The sequence below is a fragment of the Pseudomonas sp. KD5 genome (assembly GCF_012932895.1).
In the GTDB taxonomy this organism is placed as follows: domain Bacteria; phylum Pseudomonadota; class Gammaproteobacteria; order Pseudomonadales; family Pseudomonadaceae; genus Aquipseudomonas.
Map to the genome: position 1 here is coordinate 337364 of NZ_JDWJ01000005.1, position 25692 is coordinate 363055.

Annotated in this window: 22 protein-coding genes; 3 read left to right on the top strand and 19 right to left on the bottom strand. The window is 58.7% G+C overall.

Annotated features, from left to right (window positions below):
- Positions 1–46: 46 nt before the first annotated feature.
- The 3 genes from AF70_RS13820 to AF70_RS13830 all read right to left on the bottom strand — a co-directional run bounded on the left by AF70_RS13820 (position 47) and on the right by AF70_RS13830 (position 2291).
- On the bottom strand, positions 47–394 hold the full coding sequence (locus AF70_RS13820; protein ID WP_019581003.1) for a phage holin family protein: 348 nt from the start codon (positions 392–394) through the stop codon (positions 47–49).
- A gap of 70 nt (positions 395–464) precedes the next feature.
- A complete protein-coding gene (locus AF70_RS13825) occupies positions 465–1046 on the bottom strand; it encodes a DUF642 domain-containing protein (RefSeq protein WP_028939213.1) in 582 nt (193 codons plus the stop codon).
- 510 nt (positions 1047–1556) lie between these two features.
- Entirely contained in the window at positions 1557–2291 is a 735-nt protein-coding gene (locus tag AF70_RS13830) for an XRE family transcriptional regulator (RefSeq protein WP_028939212.1), read from the bottom strand.
- Between the two features lie 199 nt (positions 2292–2490).
- Between AF70_RS13830 and mutS the strand changes: the two genes are divergently transcribed.
- Complete coding sequence (mutS, locus tag AF70_RS13835; protein ID WP_028939211.1) at positions 2491–5070, top strand: DNA mismatch repair protein MutS; 2580 nt, start codon at positions 2491–2493, stop codon at positions 5068–5070.
- 142 nt (positions 5071–5212) lie between these two features.
- Positions 5213–5536 (top strand): ferredoxin FdxA, encoded by a 324-nt coding sequence (gene fdxA / locus AF70_RS13840; RefSeq protein ID WP_007940535.1) that lies wholly within the window; start codon positions 5213–5215, stop codon positions 5534–5536.
- A 485-nt stretch (positions 5537–6021) separates the two neighbouring features.
- On the opposite strand, the gene rpoS is transcribed toward fdxA, so the two are convergent.
- The 8 genes from rpoS to AF70_RS13880 form a co-directional block, all read right to left on the bottom strand.
- A complete protein-coding gene (rpoS, locus tag AF70_RS13845; RefSeq protein WP_007940534.1) occupies positions 6022–7029 on the bottom strand; it encodes an RNA polymerase sigma factor RpoS in 1008 nt (335 codons plus the stop codon).
- Positions 7030–7136: 107 nt separating this feature from the next.
- On the bottom strand, positions 7137–7994 hold the full coding sequence (locus tag AF70_RS13850) for a peptidoglycan DD-metalloendopeptidase family protein (RefSeq protein WP_026331840.1): 858 nt from the start codon (positions 7992–7994) through the stop codon (positions 7137–7139).
- 211 nt (positions 7995–8205) lie between these two features.
- Positions 8206–8841 (bottom strand): protein-L-isoaspartate(D-aspartate) O-methyltransferase, encoded by a 636-nt coding sequence (locus tag AF70_RS13855; protein ID WP_172901226.1) that lies wholly within the window; start codon positions 8839–8841, stop codon positions 8206–8208.
- Positions 8842–8882: 41 nt separating this feature from the next.
- The gene (surE, locus tag AF70_RS13860; RefSeq protein WP_018926998.1) at positions 8883–9632 is read right to left on the bottom strand and encodes a 5'/3'-nucleotidase SurE; all 750 of its coding nucleotides are present in this window, start codon (positions 9630–9632) and stop codon (positions 8883–8885) included.
- Complete coding sequence (gene truD, locus AF70_RS13865) at positions 9620–10678, bottom strand: tRNA pseudouridine(13) synthase TruD (protein WP_019581008.1); 1059 nt, start codon at positions 10676–10678, stop codon at positions 9620–9622. Before truD ends, surE begins: the two co-directional genes overlap by 13 nt.
- Positions 10675–11148, bottom strand: coding sequence for a 2-C-methyl-D-erythritol 2,4-cyclodiphosphate synthase (gene ispF, locus AF70_RS13870; protein ID WP_019581009.1), 474 nt, complete (start codon positions 11146–11148; stop codon positions 10675–10677). Before ispF ends, truD begins: the two co-directional genes overlap by 4 nt.
- 43 nt (positions 11149–11191) lie before the next feature.
- Positions 11192–12037 (bottom strand): S-formylglutathione hydrolase, encoded by an 846-nt coding sequence (fghA, locus tag AF70_RS13875; RefSeq protein ID WP_019581010.1) that lies wholly within the window; start codon positions 12035–12037, stop codon positions 11192–11194.
- Positions 12038–12045: 8 nt separating this feature from the next.
- Entirely contained in the window at positions 12046–13158 is a 1113-nt protein-coding gene (locus AF70_RS13880) for an S-(hydroxymethyl)glutathione dehydrogenase/class III alcohol dehydrogenase (protein WP_018927002.1), read from the bottom strand.
- Positions 13159–13264: 106 nt separating this feature from the next.
- Here AF70_RS13880 and AF70_RS13885 point away from each other — a divergent pair, with 106 nt between their 5' ends.
- Positions 13265–14161 (top strand): LysR substrate-binding domain-containing protein, encoded by an 897-nt coding sequence (locus AF70_RS13885; protein WP_019581011.1) that lies wholly within the window; start codon positions 13265–13267, stop codon positions 14159–14161.
- 36 nt (positions 14162–14197) lie between these two features.
- Here AF70_RS13885 and ispD read toward each other — a convergent pair whose 3' ends face one another.
- The 8 genes from ispD to dnaE all read right to left on the bottom strand — a co-directional run bounded on the left by ispD (position 14198) and on the right by dnaE (position 25653).
- A complete protein-coding gene (gene ispD / locus AF70_RS13890; RefSeq protein WP_019581012.1) occupies positions 14198–14905 on the bottom strand; it encodes a 2-C-methyl-D-erythritol 4-phosphate cytidylyltransferase in 708 nt (235 codons plus the stop codon).
- Positions 14902–15180: a cell division protein FtsB gene (gene ftsB / locus AF70_RS13895; RefSeq protein ID WP_007907178.1), complete on the bottom strand. Its 279-nt coding sequence runs from the start codon at positions 15178–15180 to the stop codon at positions 14902–14904. Before ftsB ends, ispD begins: the two co-directional genes overlap by 4 nt.
- A gap of 170 nt (positions 15181–15350) precedes the next feature.
- Complete coding sequence (gene eno / locus AF70_RS13900; RefSeq protein WP_007940523.1) at positions 15351–16640, bottom strand: phosphopyruvate hydratase; 1290 nt, start codon at positions 16638–16640, stop codon at positions 15351–15353.
- Positions 16641–16797: 157 nt separating this feature from the next.
- On the bottom strand, positions 16798–17643 hold the full coding sequence (gene kdsA / locus AF70_RS13905; protein WP_015093773.1) for a 3-deoxy-8-phosphooctulonate synthase: 846 nt from the start codon (positions 17641–17643) through the stop codon (positions 16798–16800).
- Positions 17644–17648: 5 nt separating this feature from the next.
- Positions 17649–19280, bottom strand: a complete 1632-nt coding sequence (locus AF70_RS13910) for a CTP synthase (protein ID WP_019581014.1) — start codon at positions 19278–19280, stop codon at positions 17649–17651.
- A 274-nt stretch (positions 19281–19554) separates the two neighbouring features.
- Positions 19555–20883, bottom strand: a complete 1329-nt coding sequence (tilS, locus tag AF70_RS13915; RefSeq protein WP_028939210.1) for a tRNA lysidine(34) synthetase TilS — start codon at positions 20881–20883, stop codon at positions 19555–19557.
- 150 nt (positions 20884–21033) lie between these two features.
- Positions 21034–21981 carry an acetyl-CoA carboxylase carboxyltransferase subunit alpha gene (locus tag AF70_RS13920; protein ID WP_019581016.1) on the bottom strand — a complete coding sequence of 316 codons (948 nt, stop codon included), beginning with the start codon at positions 21979–21981 and terminating at the stop codon, positions 21034–21036.
- A 150-nt stretch (positions 21982–22131) separates the two neighbouring features.
- A complete protein-coding gene (gene dnaE, locus AF70_RS13925) occupies positions 22132–25653 on the bottom strand; it encodes a DNA polymerase III subunit alpha (RefSeq protein WP_028939209.1) in 3522 nt (1173 codons plus the stop codon).
- Positions 25654–25692 lie beyond the last annotated feature (39 nt).

Consider the following 25692-nt stretch of genomic DNA (forward strand, 5'->3'; position numbering starts at 1 on the left):
GTCAGTGCGGTATGCACTGTGGATGACGCTCCTTAAGATTGAGGGCTCAATGATCCTGAGACGGATCGCGCGGTGGCACTTCACAAACGCCAATCCGCTTGGCGGCCCAGCGTTCGTAAAGCCCGATGGCCACGTCCGCCCCGGCCATCGCCGTCAGGCAGCCAAAGGCGCCAGCGGCCCAGATCGACAGGCCCGCGGCGTACAACAGCATGATCGCCGAGACGCCGCAGATCATGCAGGCCCCGGACCGCAGGGCCAGGCGCCGCAGCAGTGACCAGCCACGGGCGCCCTCCTTGTCGGCGCGCCACATTTCGCCGGACACCCCGCCCGCTACCGCGAGGAGGATGACGAGCCAGATCGGCATGTCCAGCAACGCTTGTTGCTCGTTTGTCATGTCCCGCCTCCTTGGGATCGATGAGATGGGCCTCTCGAAAATGAGCCGCCTGGTTTTGATCGATGAAGAACTACAGCTTTTCAACGATCACGTTGTCGATGAAAGCGAAGTTGACGTACGGGTTCTGCTCATTGGAGAAGGCCAGAGTGGTTTGGGCCGTGGTCGCTGTGAAGTCATAAGTCACAGTGTTCCACTCGACAACGCTACCCTTGACCGTTGGCGTGTTGAAGGTGACGGTCTGACCGGCGACCTTCACTTGCACGACACCATCACCGGAGCGGCTGGCGTACACCGAGTTGCCCAGGCTGAAGGTCAATCGATACTTGGCCCCTACTACGGTGGCGAAGTTCTGCTGAATGCCGCCGCCGTTGCCATAAACATTGTTAGCCAGATCGACAATCACCGCGCCTTCCGCTGCGGCGGAGCCAGGAATCGAGGCGCGCACGTTGAAGTATTCGGCGCCCGACAGAAAGGTCGTCCAGCCGGTGATGAAGTTGGCTTTCGCCGTCGTGTCCAGAATGCAACTGTCGCTGCAACCCGGCTGTTCAAAGCTGCCGTTGACCAGGAGGTTTGCGGCAGTAGCGCTGCCCGCAGCGCCGGACAGAGCCATGGCCAGCATCAGCGGGCCAACGATTTTGTTGAATACGTCCATGTTTTACCTATTGAGTCGAATGAATGGATTACGCAGCGGTTTGCTGCAATGACGGTCCAGGATGAGGGTTGATATGCCTGATGTAGGCAGGCATTCCAAAAAGCCCGGTCGCCCAGGCTTTTCAGTAATGCGCTTGCGTGATCTTTCGGCGCTACTGGCGCGGTACGGATCGATTCAAATTGTTTTTCCGACCGCGGTCCCTGCCCGCCGGATAACTGCTTCTGGTGCTTTACGCTGCACACCCGGGTCAGTTGCCAACCCTCTGAACCGTTGAGGCCGGTTCATCGCTGCCTTTGTGGTGGAACTAAAGAGCTTCGTTTCGAGCCGCTTTGTTGAGCGGCTTGAGACAAAGAATATGCATGGATGCATATACAGTCAATGCATAAATGCATTTATTTATGCGCAAGAAATGCACAGGTGCATGAAAGCCCCACAGACAAAGGCGTTGGTGGTTTCCGGCAGGCGAAAAAAAACCCGTCGGGCGACGGGTTTTATCTGACAGCGGTGAGGTTAGCGGGCGTACATGCCCCACCAGAAGACGTGACCAAGGATGACGATTTGCTCTTCCTGGATTTCCTGGAAGCTGTAGTCCTCGTCCGGATGCTCATCACGATTGAAGCTGCGCAGGCGAATCCCGGTCGGCAGGCGATAAAGCTGTTTCACCCGCAACTGGCCGTTGTGGTTGATGGCGTACAGGTCGCCGTCGATGATGTCGCCAATCCCGCATTTACCGGCATTCACCCCCACCGTGGCACCATCGCGCAGCACTGGCAACATGCTGTTGCCGCGCACGGTCACGCATTTGGCCTGGTCGAACTGCACACCGTTATGGCGCAAGCTGCGCTTGCCGAAGCGCAGGCTAGAGCGCTCGCTCTCTTCGATGACGAATCTTCCTGATCCAGCAGCCAATTCAACCTCGCGAAGAAAGGGGACCGACACCTCGTCGTCATCGACAGGCGTATCGTCGTCCCACAGGCTTATGTCCTTGAGTTCCGAATGCAATTGATCGCGCCCGGCGCTGGCGGCCGACGCAACATCCGCGCGGCCCCGCAATTGATCGGTGCTCACAGCAAAGTATTCGGCAATCTTCGAGATATGTTTATCCGAAGGATCGACGATCTTCCCGCTGAGGATGCGCGAGAGAGTGGATTGAGGCACGCCGGTGCGACGGTGAAGCTCCGTGGGGGAGATCCCGTGCTGATCGAGCAGCGCTCTTAAGACGGTAGAAACATTGCGTTTTTGCATAACGCGAATAGTGCTTGATCTTTTTTCGGAAGACAAATGCCAAATTGCATAATTTGTGCATAGACCCACGAAAAATAGCCTTGAGGCTTTCATGCCTGCGTCGGGCGGACCGCCCATGGTAACCTTGCGCCCATCGCGGAAAAGCCGGGCCGATGCCCCTCCTTTGCCCCACACCTTTCAACGAATTTGCCTATATCCGATGAATAAAGCCGTCTCCGATCTGTCCTCCCACACGCCAATGATGCAGCAATACTGGCGCCTGAAGAATCAGCACCCCGACCAGCTGATGTTCTATCGCATGGGCGACTTCTACGAGATCTTCTATGAAGATGCGAAGAAGGCCGCCAAGTTGCTGGACATCACCCTGACGGCTCGTGGGCAATCGGCGGGTCAGGCGATTCCGATGTGTGGGATTCCTTACCACGCTGCGGAAGGTTACCTGGCGAAACTGGTGAAGCTTGGCGAATCGGTGGTGATCTGCGAGCAGGTCGGCGACCCGGCCACCAGCAAAGGCCCGGTGGATCGTCAGGTGGTACGGATCATCACGCCCGGCACGGTCAGCGATGAAGCGCTGCTGGATGAGCGTCGGGACAACCTGATCGCTGCGGTGCTGGGTGACGAGCGTCTGTTCGGTCTGGCGGTGCTGGACATCACCAGCGGCAACTTCACGGTGCTGGAGATCAAGGGCTGGGAAAACCTGCTGGCGGAACTGGAGCGGGTCAACCCGGTTGAGCTGATGATCCCGGACGACTGGCCGAAGGACTTGCCAGCGGAGAAACGTCGTGGGGTTCGTCGCCGTGCGCCGTGGGATTTCGAGCGTGACTCGGCGTTGAAAAGTCTTTGCCAGCAGTTTTCCACCCAGGACCTGAAAGGTTTCGGCTGCGAGAACCTGACCCTGGCCATCGGCGCTGCTGGCTGCCTGCTCAGCTACGCCAAGGAAACCCAGCGCACCGCCCTGCCGCACTTGCGCAGCCTGCGTCATGAACGCCTGGACGACACAGTGGTGCTGGACGGCGCCAGCCGGCGCAACCTGGAACTGGATACCAACCTGGCCGGTGGTCGCGACAACACGTTGCAATCGGTGGTCGACCGCTGCCAGACCGCCATGGGCAGCCGTTTGCTGACCCGCTGGCTGAACCGTCCTCTGCGGGATTTGACCGTACTTCTGGCACGCCAGACGTCGATCACCTGCCTGCTGGACCGTTATCGCTTTGAGAAACTGCAACCGCAGCTCAAGGAAATCGGTGACATCGAGCGGATTCTGGCGCGGATCGGCCTGCGCAATGCCCGTCCTCGTGACCTGGCGCGCCTGCGCGATGCCCTCGGCGCACTGCCAGAGTTGCAGATGGCGATGGCCGAGCTTGAAGCTCCGCACATCATGCAATTGGCGACGACCACCAGCACCTATCCAGAACTCGCGGCGCTGCTGGAGAAAGCCATCATCGACAACCCGCCGGCGGTGATCCGTGACGGCGGCGTGTTGAAAACCGGTTACGACAGCGAACTCGACGAGCTGCAATCGCTCAGCGAAAACGCCGGGCAGTTCCTGATCGATCTGGAAGCCCGGGAGAAGGCCCGCACCGGCCTGGCCAACCTGAAAGTGGGTTACAACCGCATTCACGGTTACTTCATTGAGTTGCCGAGCAAGCAGGCCGAATCGGCACCGGCAGACTATATCCGTCGCCAGACCCTCAAGGGTGCCGAGCGCTTCATCACCCCGGAACTGAAAGCGTTCGAAGACAAGGCGCTGTCGGCCAAGAGCCGTGCCCTGGCGCGCGAGAAGATGCTCTACGAAGCACTGCTCGAAGACCTGATCGCTCAATTGCCGCCCTTGCAGGACACCGCTGCCGCACTGGCCGAGCTGGACGTGCTGAGCAACCTCGCCGAGCGTGCACTGAATCTGGACCTGAACTGCCCGCGCTTCGTCAGCGAGCCATGCATGCGCATCAGCCAGGGTCGTCACCCGGTGGTCGAGCAAGTACTCACCACACCGTTCGTGGCCAACGACCTGAGCCTCGATGACAGCACCCGCATGCTGGTAATCACCGGTCCGAACATGGGCGGTAAATCCACCTACATGCGCCAGACCGCGTTGATCGTGCTGCTGGCGCACATCGGTAGCTTCGTGCCGGCGGCCAGTTGCGAATTGTCCCTGGTCGACCGGATCTTCACCCGGATCGGTTCCAGCGACGACCTGGCGGGTGGGCGTTCGACGTTCATGGTCGAAATGAGCGAAACCGCAAACATCCTGCACAACGCCACCGAGCGCAGCCTGGTGCTGATGGACGAAGTCGGTCGCGGCACCAGCACCTTCGACGGCCTGTCCCTGGCGTGGGCCGCGGCCGAGCGTCTGGCACAACTGCGGGCCTATACACTGTTCGCCACTCACTATTTCGAGCTGACGGTGCTGCCGGAAGCCCAGCCGCTAGTAGCCAACGTGCACCTCAATGCCACCGAGCACAACGAACGCATCGTGTTCCTGCACCACGTGCTGCCTGGGCCTGCCAGCCAGAGCTATGGCCTGGCGGTTGCACAGTTGGCCGGGGTGCCGAGCGAAGTGATCGTGCGTGCCCGTGAACACTTGAGCCGGCTGGAATCCACGGCGCTGCCCCATGAAGTGCCGACGCCGGCCAAAGGCAAATCCGTTGCGCCGCAGCAGAGCGACATGTTCGCCAGCCTGCCGCATCCGGTGCTGGATGAACTGGCCAAACTTGATCTGGATGACCTGACACCACGCAGGGCTTTGGAAATGCTCTATACATTAAAGACACGGATCTAACGCACTTGCCTGCAAGCTGTTAGAATCTCGCGCGGTTTGGGATGCTGCAGGCTCATAGCCTGGCCTGCAGACTATCGCTCCCGAACCTGGCGACCCCGTCCTGAAGGGGCTCCGCTGCCGCCGCCTGAGGAGAAAATTAGAAATGACCTTCGTCGTCACCGACAACTGCATCAAGTGCAAGTACACCGACTGCGTAGAAGTCTGTCCGGTGGACTGCTTTTACGAAGGCCCGAACTTCCTGGTGATTCACCCGGATGAGTGCATCGACTGCGCACTGTGCGAACCAGAATGCCCTGCCGTGGCCATCTTCTCTGAAGATGAAGTTCCCGCCGGTATGGAAAACTTCATTCAGCTGAACATGGAATTGGCCGAGGTATGGCCGAACATCACTGAACGGAAAGATCCATTGCCCGATTCCGCTGAATGGGATGGCAAGCCAGGCAAGATCGAACACCTCGAACGCTGATTTCCCTCGCGTTCCCGAAAAGGCCCCTTGCGGGCCTTTTTGCTTTTCTGCAGGCAAAAAAAGGGGCGGTTTGACCCGCCCACATTTTTTCCCTATTCCATGTATTCCTTTTCATCGTCCTGATGAATCGCATCCTGCGATGTCCATTCCCCTCTTCCTTGAAGGGCGTGTCTATCCGTCGACACAGTTCAAATACTAGAGGATTCCCCACCAAGAGCAATCGGCCTCCATGGCTGAAATCATCTGTAATATGCTGTTAACTTAATAAAATAAGCATACAAATCAATAGCTTATAAATACAGCATCCTTCGAATAGACAACTACCAGGGTGTAAAAATAATGAACACTTACGAAAGAGTAAGCAAAGACTTACACCACGAGACTACAAACCTGAGGTGGCGCCAATACCAACACACCTTTCATCTTCCCGACAGCAAAAAGCCCCGAACCAGTCGGGGCTTTTTGTTGCCGGTTGAGCGAATGGCTTATTGGAACAGCGACTCACTCGACAGGCCGTTTTTCTCGAGAATCTCCCGAAGACGCTTGAGGCCTTCAACCTGGATTTGCCTGACCCGCTCCCGGGTAAGGCCGATTTCCAGGCCGACATCTTCAAGCGTACTGCTCTCGTGACCTCGCAAGCCGAAGCGGCGTACGACCACCTCGCGTTGCTTGTCGGTCAGCTCCGAGAGCCATTGATCGATGCTCTGCGACAGGTCGTCATCCTGCAACAGTTCACATGGATCGGTCGGGCGGTCGTCGGTCAAGGTGTCCAGCAGGGTTTTATCCGAATCAGGACCCAGCGAGACGTCGACCGAAGAAACCCGCTCGTTCAGGCCAAGCATGCGCTTGACCTCGCCTACCGGTTTCTCCAGCAGGTTGGCAATTTCTTCGGGTGAGGGTTCATGGTCGAGCTTTTGAGTCAGCTCCCGTGCAGCCCGCAAGTACACGTTGAGCTCTTTGACCACATGAATAGGTAGCCGGATGGTCCGGGTCTGATTCATGATCGCGCGTTCGATGGTCTGACGAATCCACCAAGTGGCATAGGTCGAAAAGCGGAAGCCGCGTTCTGGATCGAACTTTTCCACTGCCCGGATCAGGCCGAGGTTACCCTCTTCGATCAGGTCCAGCAGCGACAGCCCACGATTGACGTAACGCCGGGCGATTTTCACCACCAGCCGCAGGTTGCTTTCAATCATGCGCTTGCGTCCGGCCGGATCACCACTTTGCGACAGGCGCGCAAAATGAACTTCTTCTTCCGGGGAGAGCAATGGGGAAAAGCCGATTTCATTGAGGTACAGCTGCGTGGCATCGAGTGCCCGGGTGTAGTCGATGTACTTGTGTTGCTTTAACGAAGCGGAGTGTCTGGATTTGGCACGAACGGAAGGTGGTGCATCCCCTTCATCATTCGACATCGAATCCATAGCGATGCCGGTCTCCATAAGGAGAACCTCATCGTCGATGTCAAACTCCGGCACTTCTTTACTGAGAGCCATTGTTATAGTCCTTTGGTGAGTTCGACCTCAAGCTCAAGCGGCGCCTTGATCCCTGGCAACGCTGGAGCCTGTTCCCTCTACGTGACGGAACAGGCTTGGCTAACAAATCAACGACGTGGCAGGAACTGCAGCGGATCTACAGGTTTACCTTGTCGGCGAATCTCAAAATGCAGTTTCACCCGGTCTGTACCCGTTGACCCCATTTCGGCAATTGTCTGTCCGACTTTGACCTGCTGCCCCTCCCGAACCAACAGCCTGCGGTTGTGACCGTAGGCACTGACGTAGGTATCGCTGTGTTTGATGATGACTAATTCGCCGTAGCCCCTTAAGCCACTCCCGGCGTATACCACCGTCCCATCAGACGCAGCTAAAACAGGCTGTCCCAAATCTCCGGCGATATCAATTCCTTTATTCAAACTACCGTTTGAAGAGAATTTTCCAATGAGAATGCCACTAGAAGGCCACCCCCAGCCCGTCGGGGCCGGACCGGCAGGAGGCAGTGGAGCGGGTGCCGGTTTGCTGGCGACGGACGGTGCGAGCACCGTTGTACTGGTTGTTGTGCCATTTGCCTGGCGCCGAATTACCGTGGTTTTGCTCGACGACGAAGGCGAGGAACTGGACGAACTCACCACCGCTGTAGGCGTTGAATCGTTGCGACCGTCGAAGCGAATCGTCTGACCCGGATGGATCGTGTAAGGCGTAGGAATGTTGTTCCTTGCCGCGAGGGCTTTGTAGTCCCAGCCGTAGCGAAAGGCGATGGAAAACAACGTGTCCTTGGGTCGAACAACGTACTGGCCGGTGGTTACGGCCGGACGCTGGGCGACCGCATTGTTGCGTTCGACAACTCCCACGCTACTCGATTTGGTGCTGGAGCAACCGACCAGCAAGGTACTCAAGACAAGACCAGTCACCAGACGCTGAAAGCTCGTTATACCCATTCGCTGCGCAACGACTGTGAGACTCACCCGCCGCTCCCTTTGTGGTGGCTGAAAATATGAATTGCCGTGTTTCGGCACGAAATGTCGCAAGTATAACGGGCCGAACAGGCTTTACCTTTAATGAAGCGGATTCGCTTCACGCACACGTTTGCTGCCTGACGATGAATTCCGTTTAACCCATCGATGCCGCTGTAAGACCCGGGCAATCGAAGAGAATTCAGCGCGCTGAAACAAATGCTCAGGCCAGCGGCCCGTTGAGCAGTGGCACAAAGCGCACCGCCCCCAGAACACGCCTGGAAAAGCCCTGTTCTTCACGGATGATCAGCATCAATTGTTGAACTTCACCAGAGCCGACCGGAATCACCAGTCGCCCGCCCGGTGCCAATTGATCGAGCAGCGCCTGAGGCACGTCGGTGGCTACGGCGGTAACAATGATGCCGTTGTAAGGCGCCAGCGCCGGCCAGCCTTCCCAGCCATCGCCCCAGCGAAATACCACATTGCGCAGATTCAGCTCCACCAGGCGCTCCTTGGCTCGATCTTGCAGAACCTTGATGCGCTCGACGGAAAAAACCCGCTCGACCAGTTGCGATAGCACTGCTGTCTGGTAACCCGAACCGGTGCCGATCTCCATCACCTTGTCCAACGGACCGGCTTCCAGCAGCAGCTCGCTCATGCGCGCCACCATATAAGGCTGGGAGATGGTCTGGTTATGGCCAATCGGTAGCGCCGTATCTTCATAAGCGCGGTGGGCCAGCGCCTCATCGACGAACAGGTGACGCGGTGTGCGGCGGATGACTTCCAGCACCTTGGCGTTGGACACCCCTTCTTCATAGAGGCGCTGAATCAGACGCTCACGGGTCCGCTGGGAGGTCATCCCGATGCCGCGGTGCAGAATATCGTCTTGTTCACGAGCCATTAGCGCAGCCCCTCCAGCCAGCCATCGAGACTTCTGAAGGCATCATTAAAGGTGCGATCCAGTTGCAGTGGCGTGATTGAAACATAGCCTTGCATCACCGCATGGAAATCGGTGCCCGGGCCGCCATCCTCGGCGTCCCCCGCCGCAGCGATCCAGTAACCGGATTTACCACGCGGATCGACCACTTTTATCGGCGCAGCGGCGCGGGCGCGATGGCCCAGGCGGGTCAGCTGGATACCGCGGATATGCTCCAGCGGCAAGTTGGGAATGTTCACGTTCAGTACCGTGCGCGGTGGTAGATCGAGGTCCGCGTGGGCCTCTACCAGTTTGCGCGCAAAATAGGCCGCCGTGGGAAGGTTCTCCACTTGCCGTGAGACAAACGAAAAGGCAAACGAAGGACGCTCCAGGAAACGTCCCTCAAGGGCCGCCGCCACAGTACCGGAATACAGCACGTCGTCCCCCAGGTTAGCACCCAGGTTAATACCGGAAACCACCATGTCCGGTTCAAACTCCAGCAAGCCGTTAAGGCCCAGGTGCACGCAATCGGTAGGCGTTCCGTTGAGGCTGATAAAGCCATTGGCCAAGGTATGCGGGTGCAACGGACGGTCGAGCGTCAGCGAGCTGCTGGCGCCGCTTTTGTCCTGGTCCGGGGCGATAACCACGCATTCGGTGTAATCCGCCAGCGCAGCATAAAGCGCGGCGAGACCGGGTGCGGTTACCCCATCGTCGTTAGAAATCAGAATACGCATGGGCTGTCCGTCTGCCCCACCGGCACCAGATCGACGAGTTCACGCACCAATACGGTGGCGAAGCATCCGGCCGGGAGGACGAATTCCAGTTGCAGAATGTCAGGCTCGGGATAATGCCACGTCAACCCGCCAATGGGCAGCCGCAGGATGCGACGTTCGTGGCTCATTCCAGCGTTAATCAACCAATCGCGCAGGTCCGCTTCGCGCGCAGCGATCGCCTGCTCCAGTTCATGGACAGCGCCTGACGCCGGCGAGTCACCTTCGCCCCACTGCGGGCCGGTCGGGTGCAAGTCGAGAATCGCCAGACGCGGGTCACTGCACTCGGCTTCACCTGCCGGGAAGAAACTGCGGCTGTCAGTGAACGCCAGCAGATCGCCAACCTGAGCATGCTGCCAGGTACCATCGGCGACGCGTGCCGCCAGCACCTGATTAAACAGAAAACTACGCGCGGTTGAGAGCAGGCGCGAACGCACATTGCGTTGTTCCGGCAGGGCCTTGCGCGCTGCCCAGGCACGGGCGTCGACGACGTTGCCGCCGTCATGCCCGAAACGCTGGGCGCCGAAATAATTGGGAATACCTTGCCTGGCGATCAGTTGCAGACGCTCTTCGATCGCTGCCTTGTCGCCAGCGAACTGGGTCAGGCGCAACGTGAAGCCGTTGGCCGAATGGGCACCGCGTTGCAGCTTGCGTCTGTGCCGACCGGTCTTGAGAATCTTCAGCGTGTCGTTTTCCGCTGCCGACAGGTCTGGATCAGCCTTGCCGGGCAGTTGCACGCTGAACCACTGGCGAGTCAACGCCTGACGGTCCTTGAGGCCCGCGTAGCTGACAGTACGCAATGGCACGCCCGCAGCCTTGGCAATCCGCCGTGCCGCTTCTTCGGTATTCAGACCGCGCTTTTCCACCCAGATCCATAGGTGTTCGCCGTCGCCGCTCAGGGGAATATCGAGGACTTCATCGACCTGGAAATCTTCCGCCGTGGCTTTCAGCACCGCGCTGCCGAGAGCGTCACCATAGGCCCGCGGGCCGAGCAATTGCGCCTCGTTCATGCGCGCAGCAACAAGGCAACGGAGTGCACGGCAATACCTTCTTCGCGACCGACAAAGCCAAGCTTTTCGGTGGTGGTAGCTTTCACGTTCACTTGATCCAACTCAATTTGAAGATCCGCGGCAATCAGCGCGCGCATCGATTCGATATGCGGGGCCATTTTCGGGGCCTGGGCGACGATGGTGTTATCGACGTTGCCGACTTTCCAGCCCTTGGCGTGGATCAGTGCGACGACATGACGCAACAGCGCACGGCTGTCGGCGCCCTTGAATTGCGGGTCGGTATCCGGAAAATGCTTGCCGATATCACCCAGCGCGGCAGCGCCGAGCAACGCATCGCTCAAGGCGTGCAGCAGGACATCACCGTCGGAATGGGCAAGCAGCCCGAAGCTGTGTGCAATCCGCACACCGCCCAGCGTGATGAAATCGCCTTCACCGAAACGGTGCACATCATAGCCGTGGCCAATACGCATAAAAAAACGCCCCGATTTTTGTCAGGGCGTGATTCTACCTGCATTAGGCGCTTAGAGCGCGCGCGTGATGCTGTAAGTGGTCGTCGATGAAACTGGCGATGAAGAAATAGCTGTGGTCGTAGCCCGGTTGCAAGCGCAACGTCAGCGGATGACCAGCCTGTTTGGTCGCCTGTTGCAGGGCTTCAGGCTTAAGCTGGGTGGCGAGAAAATCGTCGCGATCACCCTGATCCACCAGCAGCGGCAGTTTCTCGTCGGCTTCGGCGATCAATGCACAGGCGTCCCACTCGCGCCATTTCGACCGGTCTTCACCCAAGTAACGGGAAAAGGCTTTCTGTCCCCATGGGCAATCGATCGGATTGTTGATCGGCGAGAACGCCGACACCGACTGATAACGCCCCGGATTGCGCAAGGCGCAGACCAGCGCACCGTGGCCACCCATGGAGTGGCCGCTGATGCCACGCTTTTCCGATGCCGGGAAATGCGCCTCGACCAATGCCGGTAATTCCTGCACGACGTAGTCATGCATCCGATAGTGCCGCGACCACGGTTCCTGCGTGGCATTCAGATAAAACCCGGCACCGAGACCGAAGTCCCAGGCACCATCCGGATCGCCCGGCACTTCGGGACCGCGTGGGCTGGTGTCCGGTGCGACGATAATCAGCCCCAGCTCGGCGGCCATGCGCATGGCACCGGCCTTCTGCATGAAGTTCTCATCGGTACAGGTCAGGCCAGACAACCAGTACAACACTGGCAGCTTGCCGCCCTGCTCCGCTTGCGGCGGCAGGTACACGGCAAACACCATGTCGCAGCCGAGCACGTCGGAGCGGTGCCGGTAGCGCTTGTGCCAGCCGCCGAAGCTTTTCTGGCAGGAGATATTTTCCAGGCTCATAAGCGACCTCAGAAATGAATGACGCTACGGATGCTTTTGCCTTCATGCATCAAGTCAAACGCCTTGTTGATATCTTCCAGGCCCATAGTGTGGGTGATGAAGGTATCCAGCGGGATCTCGCCGGTCTGGGCCATTTCGACATAGCTTGGCAACTCGGTACGGCCACGCACGCCACCGAACGCCGAACCGCGCCAGACGCGACCGGTGACCAACTGGAACGGACGGGTGGAGATTTCCTGGCCGGCGCCAGCCACACCGATGATGACCGACTCACCCCAACCTTTGTGGCAGCACTCAAGTGCGGCACGCATCAACTGAACATTGCCGATGCATTCGAACGAGAAGTCGACGCCGCCATCGGTCATGTCGACGATCACTTCCTGAATCGGACGATCGAAGTCTTTCGGGTTCACGCAGTCCGTGGCGCCCAATTGCCTGGCGATTTCGAACTTGGCCGGGTTGATGTCGATGGCGATGATCCGGCCAGCCTTGGCTTTGACCGCGCCGATCACGGCAGACAGTCCGATGCCGCCCAGACCGAAGATGGCGACGGTGTCACCCGGTTTGACCTTGGCAGTGTTGATCACTGCACCGATGCCGGTGGTGACGCCACAGCCCAGCAGGCAGACTTTTTCCAGCGGTGCTTCTTTAGGAATTTTGGCGACAGAAATTTCCGGCAGTACGGTGTACTCGGAAAACGTCGAGGTGCCCATGTAGTGGAAAATAGTTTCGCCCTTGTAGGAAAAGCGCGAAGTGCCGTCCGGCATCAGGCCTTTACCCTGGGTTGCACGAATCGCCTGGCAGAGGTTGGTTTTGCCCGACAGACAGAATTTGCACTTGCCACATTCCGGGGTGTACAGCGGGATCACATGATCGCCCACCGCAACCGAAGTCACGCCCTCGCCGATCGCTTCGACCACCGCGCCACCTTCGTGGCCCAGGATCGACGGGAAGATACCTTCCGGGTCCGCGCCCGATAGGGTGTAGGCATCGGTATGGCAGACACCGGAAGCGACGACGCGCAGCAGGACTTCGCCCGCCTTGGGCATGGCGACATCGACTTCAACGATCTCGAGGGGCTTCTTGGCCTCGAAGGCAACGGCGGCGCGCGACTTGATCATGCTGACTCTCCAGTGAATAAAAACGAGACAAGGAGTGTAATACAGCTGCATACGATGAATAATCGGGACAAAAGCAAAACATTATTGCCATGCAGGGATAATCCTGATGTCCGAAAACCGCTGGGAAGGCATCGACGAGTTCGTCGCCGTGGCCGAGTGCAGCCAATTCACCGCCGCGGCTGAACGCCTTGGAGTGTCTTCCTCCCACATCAGTCGCCAAATCGTACGACTGGAAGAGCGACTGCAAACCCGCTTGCTCTATCGCAGCACCCGCCGGGTCACGCTGACCGAAGCCGGGCAAACCTTTCTGCAACATTGCCAACGTTTGCAGGACGGCCGCGAAGAAGCGTTGCGCGCTGTCGGCGACCTGACCAGCGAACCCAAGGGCATGCTGCGCATGACCTGTGCCGTGGCCTACGGCGAACGATTCATTGTGCCGCTGGTGACTCGCTTCATGGGGCTGTATCCGCAACTGCGTGTCGACATCGAACTGAGCAACCGCCCGCTCGATCTGGTGCACGAAGGGCTGGACCTGGCCATCCGCCTCGGCCGCCTGCAGGATTCAAGATTGGTCGCGACTCGTTTGGCACCACGGCGCATGTATCTGTGCGCCTCGCCGTCCTACCTGGAACGGTATGGTCGTCCACACAGTTTGTCGGAACTGAGTCGCCACAACTGCCTCATCGGCAGCTCGGATATCTGGCAACTGGAACAGAACGGGCGGGAATTTTCCCAGCGAGTACAGGGAAACTGGCGCTGCAACAGTGGGCAGGCGGTGCTGGATGCCGCGCTACAAGGGGTTGGGTTGTGTCAGTTGCCGGACTACTACGTGCTGGAGCACCTGAAAAACGGCGAGTTGATTTCACTGCTGGAAGCCCATCAACCGCCGAACACAGCGGTTTGGGCGCTTTATCCGCAGCAGCGGCATCTGTCGCCGAAGGTGCGCAAGTTGGTGGATTATTTGAAGAAAGGGTTGGCCGAACGGCCGGAGTATCGGGTTTAAGAGCAAAAGATCACAGCCTGCATAGGCTGCGATCTTTTAACGGCGGTTAGCCCAACGCTGGCGCAACCACTCAAGGTCTTCGGGGCGAGTGACTTTGATGTTATCGGATCGACCTTCGATCAAACGGGGTGCCATACCTGCCCACTCCATCGCCGAGGCTTCATCGGTGATGACAGCATCCGCCACCAGGCTATCCGCCAACGCCCGATGCAATGCTCCAAGGCGAAACATCTGCGGTGTATAAGCCTGCCAGATCACACTGCGATCCACTGTTTCCAGCACACGCCCGTGCTTGTCGACCCGTTTGAGGGTGTCGCGCGCAGGCACCGCCAATAGGCCGCCCACCGGGTCGTCAGCCAGTTCACTGAGCAATTTATCAAGATCATCGCGCGCCAGATTCGGTCGCGCGGCATCGTGAACCAACACCCAATCCTCATCGTCAGCGCCCTGGGCATGCAGATGCAGCAAGGCGTTGAGCACTGATCCGGAACGCTCCGCGCCGCCTTCAACCCGCTGAATACGCGGATCGGCAGCACAGGCCAGATTCGGCCAGTAAGGATCGTCGATGGCAAGACTGACCACCAACCCCTTCAGGGCAGGATGATCGAGGAAACAGCCAAGGCTGTGTTCGAGAATAGTGCGCCCACCCAATTGCAAGTATTGCTTGGGACGGTCCGCGGCCATACGGGCACCGACGCCCGCGGCAGGAATCACGGCCCAGAAGGCCGGTAGCGACTCAATCATTGGGCCAACTGGTAAAGGGTTTCACCATCCTTGACCATGCCCAACTCATGGCGAGCCCGCTCTTCAACGGTCTCCATGCCCTTTTTCAACTCACTAACTTCGGCGTCCATCACTCGGTTGCGCTCCAGCAACGCCTCGTTCTCGGCGTGTTGATCCGCAATCTGCTGCTTCAGCTCGGCCACTTGCGCCAGACTGCCATTACCCACCCACAGGCGGTACTGCAGGCCGGCCAGCAGCAAGAGCAAGACGAGGAACAACCAATTGGGACTGCGCATCGAATATCAGGTATCCAGTGAAAAAAGACAGCCATGCCAAACTTTGAAGCTTCTGATAGCACGAAGCCTGGAAGAACCAGGCTTGTGCTCTTAAGGCATCAGATTAGTGGCAAATCCGTCGCTGTCGCGATTTTTCCGACACAATCCGGTGTCTTTTTATCGTTTACCACTCAGCCGCGGAATTCGCTACGGCCGTTGTACTTGGCTTTGCCATTCAACTGCTCTTCAATACGCAGCAGTTGGTTGTACTTGGAAACGCGGTCGGAACGGCACAGCGAACCGGTCTTGATCTGGCCAGCCGAGGTGCCCACGGCCAGGTCGGCAATGGTCGAATCTTCGGTTTCGCCGGAGCGGTGCGAGATCACGGCGGTGTAACCAGCGGCCTTGGCCATCTGGATGGCTTCCAGGGTTTCGGTCAGGGTGCCGATCTGGTTGAACTTGATCAGGATCGAGTTGGCGATCTTTTTGTCGATGCCTTCTTTCAGGATCTTGGTGTTGGTCACGAACAGGTCGTCGCCTACCAGCTGAGTCTTCTCGCCGATCTTGTCGGTGAGGATTTTCCAGCCAGCCCAGTCGGACTCGTCCAGACCGTCTTCGATGGAGATGATCGGGTAACGCTCGGTCAGACCTTTCAGGTAGTCGGCGAAACCTTCAGCAGTGAACACCTGGCCTTCGCCGGACAGGTTGTACTTGCCATCTTCGTAAAATTCGCTGGCCGCGCAGTCCAGGGCCAGGGTCACGTCGGTGCCCAGCTTGTAACCGGCGTTGGCCACGGCTTCGGAGATCACTTTCAAAGCGTCTTCGTTGGAAGCCAGGTTCGGCGCGAAACCACCTTCGTCACCGACGGCAGTGCTCAGGCCACGAGCCTTCAGAACGGCTTTGAGATGATGGAAAATCTCGGTGCCCATGCGCAGACCTTCCGAGAAAGACTTGGCGCCAACCGGCTGAACCATGAATTCCTGGATGTCGACGTTGTTATCGGCGTGCTCGCCACCGTTGATGATGTTCATCATCGGAACCGGCATCGAGTAGACACCCGGAGTGCCGTTCAGGTTGGCAATGTGAGCGTACAGCGGCAGGTCCTGGTCCTGTGCTGCTGCCTTGGCCGCGGCCAGGGAAACGGCGAGGATTGCGTTGGCGCCCAGAGTTGCTTTGTTCTCAGTGCCATCGAGCTTGATCATCGCGTGATCCAGCGCTTTCTGGTCGCTTGGGTCTTTGCCCAGCAACAGGTCGCGGATCGGACCGTTGATGTTGGCTACGGCCTTGAGCACGCCTTTACCCAGATAACGGCTCTTGTCGCCATCACGCAGCTCGAGCGCTTCACGCGAGCCAGTGGAAGCACCGGATGGCGCGCATGCGCTGCCGATGATGCCGTTATCGAGAAGCACGTCTGCTTCCACAGTGGGATTGCCACGGGAGTCGAGAACTTCACGACCTTTGATGTCGACGATTTTTGCCATTGTTGTAAACACTCCAAAGTTGACGAAAACGACGCAGCTGAAGGAAATCTTTTATCGTCGGCAAGTGACAGAAAGCGGGCAGGCTTGCGGACGATAAGGCTCAAGCCCGAGGGCCTGAGCATTTAAACCGTGCGGTACTTTACCGGAGAATTGAGGTTTACGCGGTTTCTACCGTCGGAAAACTCTTCACCAGTTCGTCCAGTGCTTTGAGCTGGGCCAGGAATGGCTCCAGTTTGTCCAGACGCAGGGCGCAAGGGCCGTCGCATTTGGCGTTGTCCGGGTCCGGGTGGGCTTCAAGGAACAGCCCGGCCAGCGACTGGCTCATGCCGGCCTTGGCCAGGTCAGTGACCTGGGCACGACGACCGCCGGCGGAATCGGAGCGACCGCCGGGCATTTGCAGCGCGTGGGTCACGTCGAAGAATACCGGATATTCGAACTGCTTCATGATGCCGAAGCCGAGCATGTCGACCACGAGATTGTTGTAGCCGAAGCTCGAACCACGCTCGCAGAGAATCAACTGATCGTTACCGGCTTCCACGCATTTGTTCAGGATGTGTTTCATTTCCTGGGGCGCGAGGAACTGGGCTTTCTTGATGTTGATCACCGCGCCGGTCTTGGCCATCGCGACCACAAGGTCGGTCTGGCGCGACAGGAAGGCCGGCAACTGGATGATGTCGCAGACCTCAGCGACGACCGCGGCCTGGTCAGGCTCGTGGACGTCGGTGATGATCGGTACGCCAAAGGCTTGCTTGATGTCCTGGAAAATCCGCATGCCCTCTTCCAGGCCAGGGCCACGGTAAGAGGTCACAGAAGAACGGTTCGCCTTGTCGAAACTGGCCTTGAACACGTAAGGGATACCGAGTTTTTCGGTGACCTTTACGTACTCTTCGCAGACCTGCATCGCCATGTCACGGCTTTCCAGCACGTTCATGCCACCGAACAGCACCATTGGCTTGTCGTTGGCAATCTCGATATCGCCTACGCGGATGATCTTCTGCGCCATAAGGTTTACGCCTTCTTCTGGTGTTGAGCCAAAGCGGCTTTAACGAAACCGCTGAACAACGGGTGACCGTCGCGTGGCGTCGAGGTGAACTCTGGGTGGAACTGGCAAGCGACGAACCATGGGTGATCCGGTGCTTCAACCACTTCAACCAGCGCGCCATCACCGGAGCGACCGGAGATTTTCAGGCCGGCATCGATGATTTGCGGCAGCAGGTTGTTGTTCACTTCGTAGCGATGACGGTGACGCTCGACGATCACATCCTTGGCGTAGCAATCGTGCACCAGGGAACCTGGCTCAAGCAGACAGTCCTGAGCGCCAAGGCGCATGGTGCCGCCCAGATCGGACGATTCGGTACGGGTTTCGACGGCGCCGGTGGCATCTTCCCACTCGGTGATCAGACCGACCACCGGGTGACCGCTGGTGCGATCGAACTCAGTGGAGTTGGCATCTTTCCAGCCCATGACGTTACGAGCGAACTCGATAACGGCCACTTGCATGCCCAGGCAGATACCCAGGTATGGAACCTTGTTTTCGCGAGCGTATTGAACGGCAGTGATCTTGCCTTCAACACCACGCAGACCGAAGCCGCCCGGTACCAGAATCGCGTCGACGCCTTCCAGCAGAGCAGTGCCCTGGTTTTCGATGTCTTCGGAATCGATGTAGCGCAGGTTGACCTTGGTGCGGTTGCTGATGCCGGCGTGACTCATCGCTTCGATCAGCGACTTGTAGGCGTCCAGCAGTTCCATGTACTTGCCGACCATGGCGATGGTGACTTCGTGCTCCGGGTTCAGCTTGGCATCAACCACCGCTTCCCACTCGGACAGATCGGCGCTATCGCATTGCAGGCCGAAACGCTCAACGACGAAATCATCCAGGCCCTGGGAGTGCAGAATGCCCGGGATCTTGTAGATGGTGTCGGCGTCTTCCAGTGCAATCACCGCACGTTCTTCAACGTTGGTGAACTGCGCGATCTTGCGACGCGAAGAAATGTCGATCGGGTGATCGGAGCGGCACACCAGCACGTCAGGCTGCAGGCCGATGGAACGCAGTTCCTTGACCGAGTGCTGGGTTGGCTTGGTTTTGGTTTCGCCGGCAGTGGCGATGTACGGCACCAGTGTCAGGTGCATCAGCATCGCGCGCTTGGCGCCGACTTCGAAACGCAATTGACGGATCGCTTCGAGGAACGGTTGCGACTCGATGTCACCCACGGTGCCACCGATCTCGACCATGGCCACGTCGGCATCGCCGGCGCCCTTGATGATCCGGCGCTTGATTTCGTCGGTGATGTGCGGGATCACCTGAATGGTTGCGCCCAGGTAATCACCACGGCGCTCTTTGCGCAGGACGTGTTCGTAGACACGGCCAGTGGTGAAGTTGTTGTTCTGGGTCATGGTCGTGCGGATGAACCGCTCGTAGTGGCCCAGGTCCAGGTCGGTCTCGGCGCCGTCGTGGGTGACGAACACTTCACCGTGCTGGAACGGGCTCATGGTGCCCGGGTCAACGTTGATGTACGGGTCCAGCTTCAGCATGGTGACCTTAAGTCCCCGCGCCTCCAGGATGGCCGCCAATGAAGCCGAGGCAATGCCTTTCCCCAATGAAGAAACAACACCGCCCGTGACGAATATGTAGCGCGTCATGAAAAACCCTAGAAGTCTGCGTTAAAGCGGTCCGAGCCGCCGGGGAAAGCGAAGGAAGGCCGAAGCCCCCGATCACCTGCATTAATCACAGTGCACCTTTCAAAAAAACCGCCGCGTTGGGACAGACCGGAAGATGAAACACCGGTAGGTTGCTCGCTACACATTTTTTGGAATCGCCCAGCAAAGACTGCTTGGTAATCGGCAACTCCTGCGATTCAGGCGAATCCACAGAAGTTGTATCAAGAAGGGAGCGTAGTCTACCGGAAAGCCCCTTTCAGCTCAAACCTTGATCTTCGATCGGCGGCTGCCAATGCAAATACCAGCCACTGCGCTCACTGCCATTCAGCCCCCGCAGGTTCGCCACCGCCAGCAATTGCTGGCCCCTGTAGACCAGCGGCAATCTGCCACGGGCGAAGCCCGGCACGCCGCTTTCGTTGAGCAAACGCTTCAAGTCACGGTGACCGCGATCGGGCAAATTCATGACTTCGCCGCCCTCACGATAGCGGATCTGCAACGGGCCATCGGGGATCTGTCCGGTGAGTGTGAGCACGCCATTATCCGGTAACGCCAGCAATACCGCGGGGTCAGCCCAGGACACAGGGGATGGCGGAGTGCGCAACCATCCACCTGACAACCACCAGAGACGCCCACCAGCGCGATGCAGTTCGCCCGCCGCCAATCGCCAGACCGGACGTGCATCGCCAGTCGCATCGCGCAAATCCTGCCAACCCGACCAATGGTCACTATCCGGCAAAGACGTCAGTGGTTTGAGCCAATGACTCAGGGCATTGCGCTGGCGTGCATCAGAGAGCTTTTCCAGGGGCGCCAGCTCCAGCGACGGCAACCCCAGCCAATCGAAATCACTGACGGTGCCGGCCTGGGCCAGATCAATTTGCGCCAGGTCGTCGAGCAACCCCTGCGCCTCACTCAGATGCGCAGCGCTGCGAGCCATGGTCGCCACTGCTTGCGGCCAGCGCGCGGTCAACACCGGGAACACCTGATGACGCAGGTAATTGCGCGAGAACTGCCGGTCCTGATTCGACGGATCTTCGATCCAGTTCAGCTGATATTCAGTGGCATAGGCCTCAAGCTCGGCGCGAGTGACATCAAGCAGTGGTCGCAGCAGATGCCCATGCCCCAAAGGACGCTCACTCGGCATCCCCGACAAACCTCTCACCCCTGCCCCGCGCATCAGCCGAAACAACAGGGTTTCCGCTTGATCGTCACGGTGCTGACCTGTGAGCAGTACTTCACCGGCGTGAGTTGCCGCAATGAAGGCGCCGTAACGCGCGTCCCGCGCCGCACGCTCAAGGCTCGCGCCACGCTCAACCTGAACACGCACAACCTCCAGCGGCACACCCAACGCATCACAGACCGACTGACAATGTTCCGGCCACGCATCAGCCGCAGCCTGCAGGCCGTGGTGGACGTGAATGGCGGTCAACGCCGGCAAGGATTCGGTTTTTGCGAGGTGTGCGAGAAGGTGCAGCAGGACGGTGGAATCGAGACCACCGGAGAAGGCGATGCGCCAGGTCGTGGCGTTGCGCCACGGAGCCAGCCCCTGGAGAAGCCTGGCTGGCAGATCAATCGTCTTAGGGCTCATAGACGTCAGTCGCTTCACATAGACCCATTGTGGGAGCGAGCCTACTCGCGAAGGCTGCTTAACATTCAACATATTTGTTGATTGTTATACCGCAATCGCGAGCAGACGAACGTCGCCCGGCTCTTCCCACATGGCTATAGCGCGATCAGATCAGAGACCGTAGCTCATCAGACGCTCGTAACGACGGGCCAGCAGCGCGTCGTTGTCGAACTTCTTCAGCATCGCCAGTTGCGAGCTCAGCTCGGCGCGGATCGAGGCAGCGGCAGCGGCCGGATCACGATGAGCACCGCCCAACGGCTCGCCGATCACTTTATCGACAATGCCCAGGCCCTTCAGACGCTCGGCAGTGATGCCCATCGCTTCAGCGGCATCCGGGGCTTTCTCGGAAGTTTTCCACAGAATCGAGGCGCAACCTTCCGGCGAAATCACCGCGTAGGTCGAATATTGCAGCATGTTCAGCTGATCGCAGACGCCAATGGCCAGCGCACCACCGGAACCACCCTCACCGATCACGGTGGCGATGATTGGGGTTTTCAGGCGAGCCATGACGCGCAGGTTCCAGGCAATCGCTTCGCTCTGGTTGCGCTCTTCGGCGTCGATGCCAGGGTAAGCGCCCGGGGTGTCGATGAAGGTCAGGATCGGCATTTTGAAACGCTCGGCCATTTCCATCAGGCGGCACGCCTTGCGGTAGCCCTCAGGGCGCGGCATACCGAAGTTGCGGCGAACCTTCTCGCGCACTTCACGGCCTTTCTGGTGACCGATAACCATCACCGGCTTATCGTCCAGACGGGCAACACCGCCAACGATGGCAGCGTCGTCAGAGAAGTGACGGTCGCCGTGCAACTCATCGAACTCGGTGAAGATGTGTTCGATGTAGTCCAGGGTGTACGGACGTTTCGGGTGACGCGCCAGACGCGCGATCTGCCAGCTGGTCAGCTTGCCGAAGATGTCTTCGGTCAGCGTGCTGCTCTTGTCCTGTAGGCGGGAGATCTCATCGCCGATATTCAGCGAATTGTCATTACCGACCAAGCGCAACTCTTCGATCTTGGCTTGCAGGTCGGCGATCGGCTGTTCGAAATCTAGAAAATTCGGGTTCATAGGCGTCCGTCTAGGGTCGCGTCCAAGGGAGCTTGGGCCGGCCGGTTGTCTATTCGCGCCCTACCTTAAGGGACAGGCGCGTTCAGGTCGAGATTAAAAATTCGGGTCGGGATCAGGCGCGTTCCCATGGTAAGGAATGACGCCTGACCGTCAACGGTATTGGAGGAAGACGTTGTCTCGCCCGAACTGGTCACGCAGGGCTTGAATCAAGGCATCCGCCGGGTCGATCCGCCAGGTCTCGCCAAACTGCAACAAGGCCTTCGCATCGGGGCTGGTGTAGTCCATGGTGATCGGGCACGCACCGCGATGACGCTTCAACAACTCGCCCAACCAGCGTAGCTGATCGCCCTTGAGGTCCTTGGCATGCAACTTCAGGCGCAGGCTTTCGGCCAGGTTGGTGCGCGCATCTTCCATGCTCATCACCCGCTTGACCCGCAACCGCAAGCCACCGGAGAAGTCGTCGTTGCTGACTTCGCCTTCGACCACCACCATCGCATCGGTCTGCAACAGCGACTGCGCGGAATGGAACGCATCGGCGAACAACGAGGCTTCGATCCGACCGGAGCGGTCGTCGAGGGTGATGAAGCCCATCTTGTCGCCCTTTTTGTTCTTCATTACTCGCAGGGCGATGATCATGCCCGCGACCGTTTGCGTGTCGCGAGCCGGTTTCAGGTCGATGATGCGCTGACGGGCGAAGCGACGGATCTCGCCTTCGTATTCGTCGATCGGGTGGCCGGTGAGGTACAGGCCCAAGGTGTCTTTCTCGCCTTTCAGGCGTTCCTTGAGGGTCAGTTCCTTGGCCTTGCGGTGATTGGCGTAGACGTCGGCGTCTTCTTCAACGAACAGACCGCCAAACAGATCGGCATGCCCACTGTCGTGGGTACGAGCGGTTTGTTCGGCAGCCTTGATCGCCTCTTCCATGGCCGTCAACAACACCGCGCGGTTGCGGTCGATGTTGGCCTGATAGGCTTTCTGCTCATCGTGGAAATACGGGCCAAGGCGGTCCAGGGCACCACTGCGGATCAAGCCGTCGAGGGTGCGTTTGTTGATGCGCTTGAGGTCGACCCGCGCGCAAAAATCGAACAGGTCCTTGAACGGCCCGTCTTGCCGCGCCTCGGTAATCGCTTCGACCGGGCCTTCGCCCACGCCCTTGATCGCGCCCAGACCGTAAATGATGCGGCCTTCGTCGTTCACCGTGAACTTGAACTCCGAGGTGTTCACGTCCGGCGCGTCGAGGCGCAGCTTCATGGTCCGCACTTCTTCGATCAAGGTCACGACCTTGTCGGTGTTGTGCATATCCGCCGACAGTACCGCGGCCATGAACGGCGCTGGATAGTGGGCTTTCAGCCACGCGGTCTGGTACGACACCAGGCCGTAGGCCGCGGAGTGGGATTTGTTGAAGCCGTAACCGGCGAATTTTTCTACCAGGTCGAAAATGTTACCGGCAAGGTCAGCATCGATATTGTTGGTGGCGCAACCTTCAATGAAACCGCCGCGCTGCTTGGCCATTTCTTCGGGTTTTTTCTTACCCATGGCTCGACGCAACATGTCCGCGCCGCCAAGGGTGTAACCAGCCATGACCTGGGCAATCTGCATCACCTGTTCCTGATACAGGATGATGCCGTAAGTCGGCGCCAATACCGGCTTGAGGCCGTCGTACTGGTAGTCCGAGTGCGGGTACGCGAGTTCGGCACGACCGTGCTTACGGTTGATGAAGTCATCCACCATGCCCGATTGCAGCGGGCCCGGACGGAACAGGGCCACCAGTGCGATCAAGTCTTCCAGGCAGTCGGGCTTGAGCTTTTTGATCAGCTCTTTCATGCCCCGCGACTCGAGCTGGAACACCGCAGTGGTTTCGGCTTTTTGCAGCAGCGTGTAAGTCGGCTTGTCGTCCAGCGGGATGAACGCGATGTCCAGCGGCGGTTCGTTGACCTTGGCGCGGTCGCGGTTGATGGTTTTCAGCGCCCAGTCGATGATCGTCAGGGTCCGAAGCCCCAGGAAGTCGAACTTCACCAGACCGGCAGCCTCGACATCATCCTTGTCGAACTGGGTTACCAGACCGTCGCCCGCTTCGTCGCAATAGATCGGCGAGAAGTCGGTCAGCTTGGTCGGCGCGATCACCACACCACCGGCGTGTTTACCGACGTTACGCACAACGCCTTCGAGCTTGCGCGCCATTTCCCAGATTTCCGCGGCTTCTTCATCGACCTTGATGAAGTCGCGCAGGATTTCTTCCTGTTCGTAGGCTTTTTCCAGGGTCATGCCGACTTCGAACGGAATCATCTTCGACAGACGATCCGCCAGGCCGTAGGACTTGCCCTGCACCCGCGCCACGTCACGGACCACAGCCTTGGCCGCCATGGAACCGAAGGTGATGATCTGACTTACCGCATTACGGCCGTATTTCTCGGCCACGTATTCGATCACGCGGTCGCGACCGTCCATGCAGAAGTCGACGTCGAAGTCGGGCATGGAAACCCGTTCCGGGTTAAGGAACCGTTCGAACAGCAGGTCATATTCCAGCGGGTCAAGGTCAGTGATCTTCTGCACATAGGCCACCAGCGACCCGGCACCCGACCCACGGCCAGGCCCCACCGGTACGCCGTTGTTCTTGGCCCACTGGATAAAGTCCATCACGATCAGGAAGTAACCGGGGAACCCCATCTGGATGATGATATCCAGCTCGAAATTCAGCCGGTCGACATAAACCTGACGCTTGGCTTCGTAGTCTTCGGTGGTGTCCTTGGGCAGCAGAACGCTGAGGCGTTCTTCCAGACCGTCGAAGGAAACCTTGCGGAAATACTCGTCGATGGTCATGCCATCGGGAATCGGGAAGTTGGGCAGGAAGTGCTTGCCCAGCTTCACTTCGATGTTGCAGCGCTTGGCGATCTCGACTGTGTTCTCCAGCGCCTCAGGCAGGTCGCTGAACAGCTCGGCCATTTCCTCGGCGCTTTTGAGGTATTGCTGATCGCTGTAATTCTTCGAACGCCGCGGATCGTCGAGGGCGCGGCCTTCACCGATGCAAACGCGGGTTTCGTGGGCTTCGAAGTCTTCCTGCTTGATGAAGCGCACGTCGTTGGTCGCCACCAGCGGCGCGCCGATTTTCTCGGCCAGGGCCACTGCACCGTGCAGCTGCTCTTCGTCGTTGGGGCGGTTGGTGCGCTGGATTTCCAGGTAGAAACGATCCGGGAACACCGCCATCCACTCGCGAGCCAGGGTTTCGGCTTCGTCCGGGTTGCCGCCGAGCATCGCCAGACCGATTTCGCCCTCTTTCGCCGCCGACAGCATGATCAAGCCTTCGCTGGCTTCGGCCACCCACTCGCGCTCGATGATGATCGAACCATTGCGCTGGCCGTCGATGAAACCACGGGAGATCAGTTCGGTGAGGTTGCGATACCCCGTGGCGTTCATCGCCAGCAGGCTGATCCGGCTCAAGGGGTTGTCCGGATCCTTGTTCGACAGCCACAGGTCGGCGCCACAGATCGGCTTGATCCCGGCGCCCATGGCGGCTTTATAGAATTTGACGAGGGAACACATGTTGTTCTGGTCAGTGACCGCCACGGCAGGCATGTTCATGCCGACCAGGGTCTTGACCAGCGGTTTGATCCGCACCAGACCGTCGACCAGGGAATATTCAGTGTGCAGGCGTAGATGAACGAATGAAGCCGGCATAGTGATCCTGTCTAGAAACTAGAAACGTGAAGACAACAA

Bases quoted from the DNA above. Each gene is read 5' to 3' on its own strand.
- AF70_RS13825 (WP_028939213.1), bottom strand. From the start codon at position 1,046: ATGGACGTATTCAACAAAATCGTTGGCCCGCTGATGCTGGCCATGGCT.
- AF70_RS13820 (WP_019581003.1), bottom strand. From the start codon at position 394: ATGACAAACGAGCAACAAGCGTTGCTGGACATGCCGATCTGGCTCGTC.
- tilS (WP_028939210.1), bottom strand. From the start codon at position 20,883: ATGAGCCCTAAGACGATTGATCTGCCAGCCAGGCTTCTCCAGGGGCTG.
- surE (WP_018926998.1), bottom strand. From the start codon at position 9,632: ATGCGTATTCTGATTTCTAACGACGATGGGGTAACCGCACCCGGTCTC.
- ftsB (WP_007907178.1), bottom strand. From the start codon at position 15,180: ATGCGCAGTCCCAATTGGTTGTTCCTCGTCTTGCTCTTGCTGCTGGCC.
- mutS (WP_028939211.1), top strand. From the start codon at position 2,491: ATGAATAAAGCCGTCTCCGATCTGTCCTCCCACACGCCAATGATGCAG.
- AF70_RS13880 (WP_018927002.1), bottom strand. From the start codon at position 13,158: ATGATCAAGTCGCGCGCCGCCGTTGCCTTCGAGGCCAAGAAGCCCCTC.
- rpoS (WP_007940534.1), bottom strand. From the start codon at position 7,029: ATGGCTCTCAGTAAAGAAGTGCCGGAGTTTGACATCGACGATGAGGTT.
- AF70_RS13885 (WP_019581011.1), top strand. From the start codon at position 13,265: ATGTCCGAAAACCGCTGGGAAGGCATCGACGAGTTCGTCGCCGTGGCC.
- ispF (WP_019581009.1), bottom strand. From the start codon at position 11,148: ATGCGTATTGGCCACGGCTATGATGTGCACCGTTTCGGTGAAGGCGAT.
- AF70_RS13855 (WP_172901226.1), bottom strand. From the start codon at position 8,841: ATGACCTCCCAGCGGACCCGTGAGCGTCTGATTCAGCGCCTCTATGAA.
- AF70_RS13830 (WP_028939212.1), bottom strand. From the start codon at position 2,291: ATGCAAAAACGCAATGTTTCTACCGTCTTAAGAGCGCTGCTCGATCAG.
- ispD (WP_019581012.1), bottom strand. From the start codon at position 14,905: ATGATTGAGTCGCTACCGGCCTTCTGGGCCGTGATTCCTGCCGCGGGC.
- fghA (WP_019581010.1), bottom strand. From the start codon at position 12,037: ATGAGCCTGGAAAATATCTCCTGCCAGAAAAGCTTCGGCGGCTGGCAC.
- dnaE (WP_028939209.1), bottom strand. From the start codon at position 25,653: ATGCCGGCTTCATTCGTTCATCTACGCCTGCACACTGAATATTCCCTG.
- truD (WP_019581008.1), bottom strand. From the start codon at position 10,678: ATGAACGAGGCGCAATTGCTCGGCCCGCGGGCCTATGGTGACGCTCTC.
- fdxA (WP_007940535.1), top strand. From the start codon at position 5,213: ATGACCTTCGTCGTCACCGACAACTGCATCAAGTGCAAGTACACCGAC.
- AF70_RS13910 (WP_019581014.1), bottom strand. From the start codon at position 19,280: ATGACGCGCTACATATTCGTCACGGGCGGTGTTGTTTCTTCATTGGGG.
- eno (WP_007940523.1), bottom strand. From the start codon at position 16,640: ATGGCAAAAATCGTCGACATCAAAGGTCGTGAAGTTCTCGACTCCCGT.
- kdsA (WP_015093773.1), bottom strand. From the start codon at position 17,643: ATGGCGCAGAAGATCATCCGCGTAGGCGATATCGAGATTGCCAACGAC.
- AF70_RS13920 (WP_019581016.1), bottom strand. From the start codon at position 21,981: ATGAACCCGAATTTTCTAGATTTCGAACAGCCGATCGCCGACCTGCAA.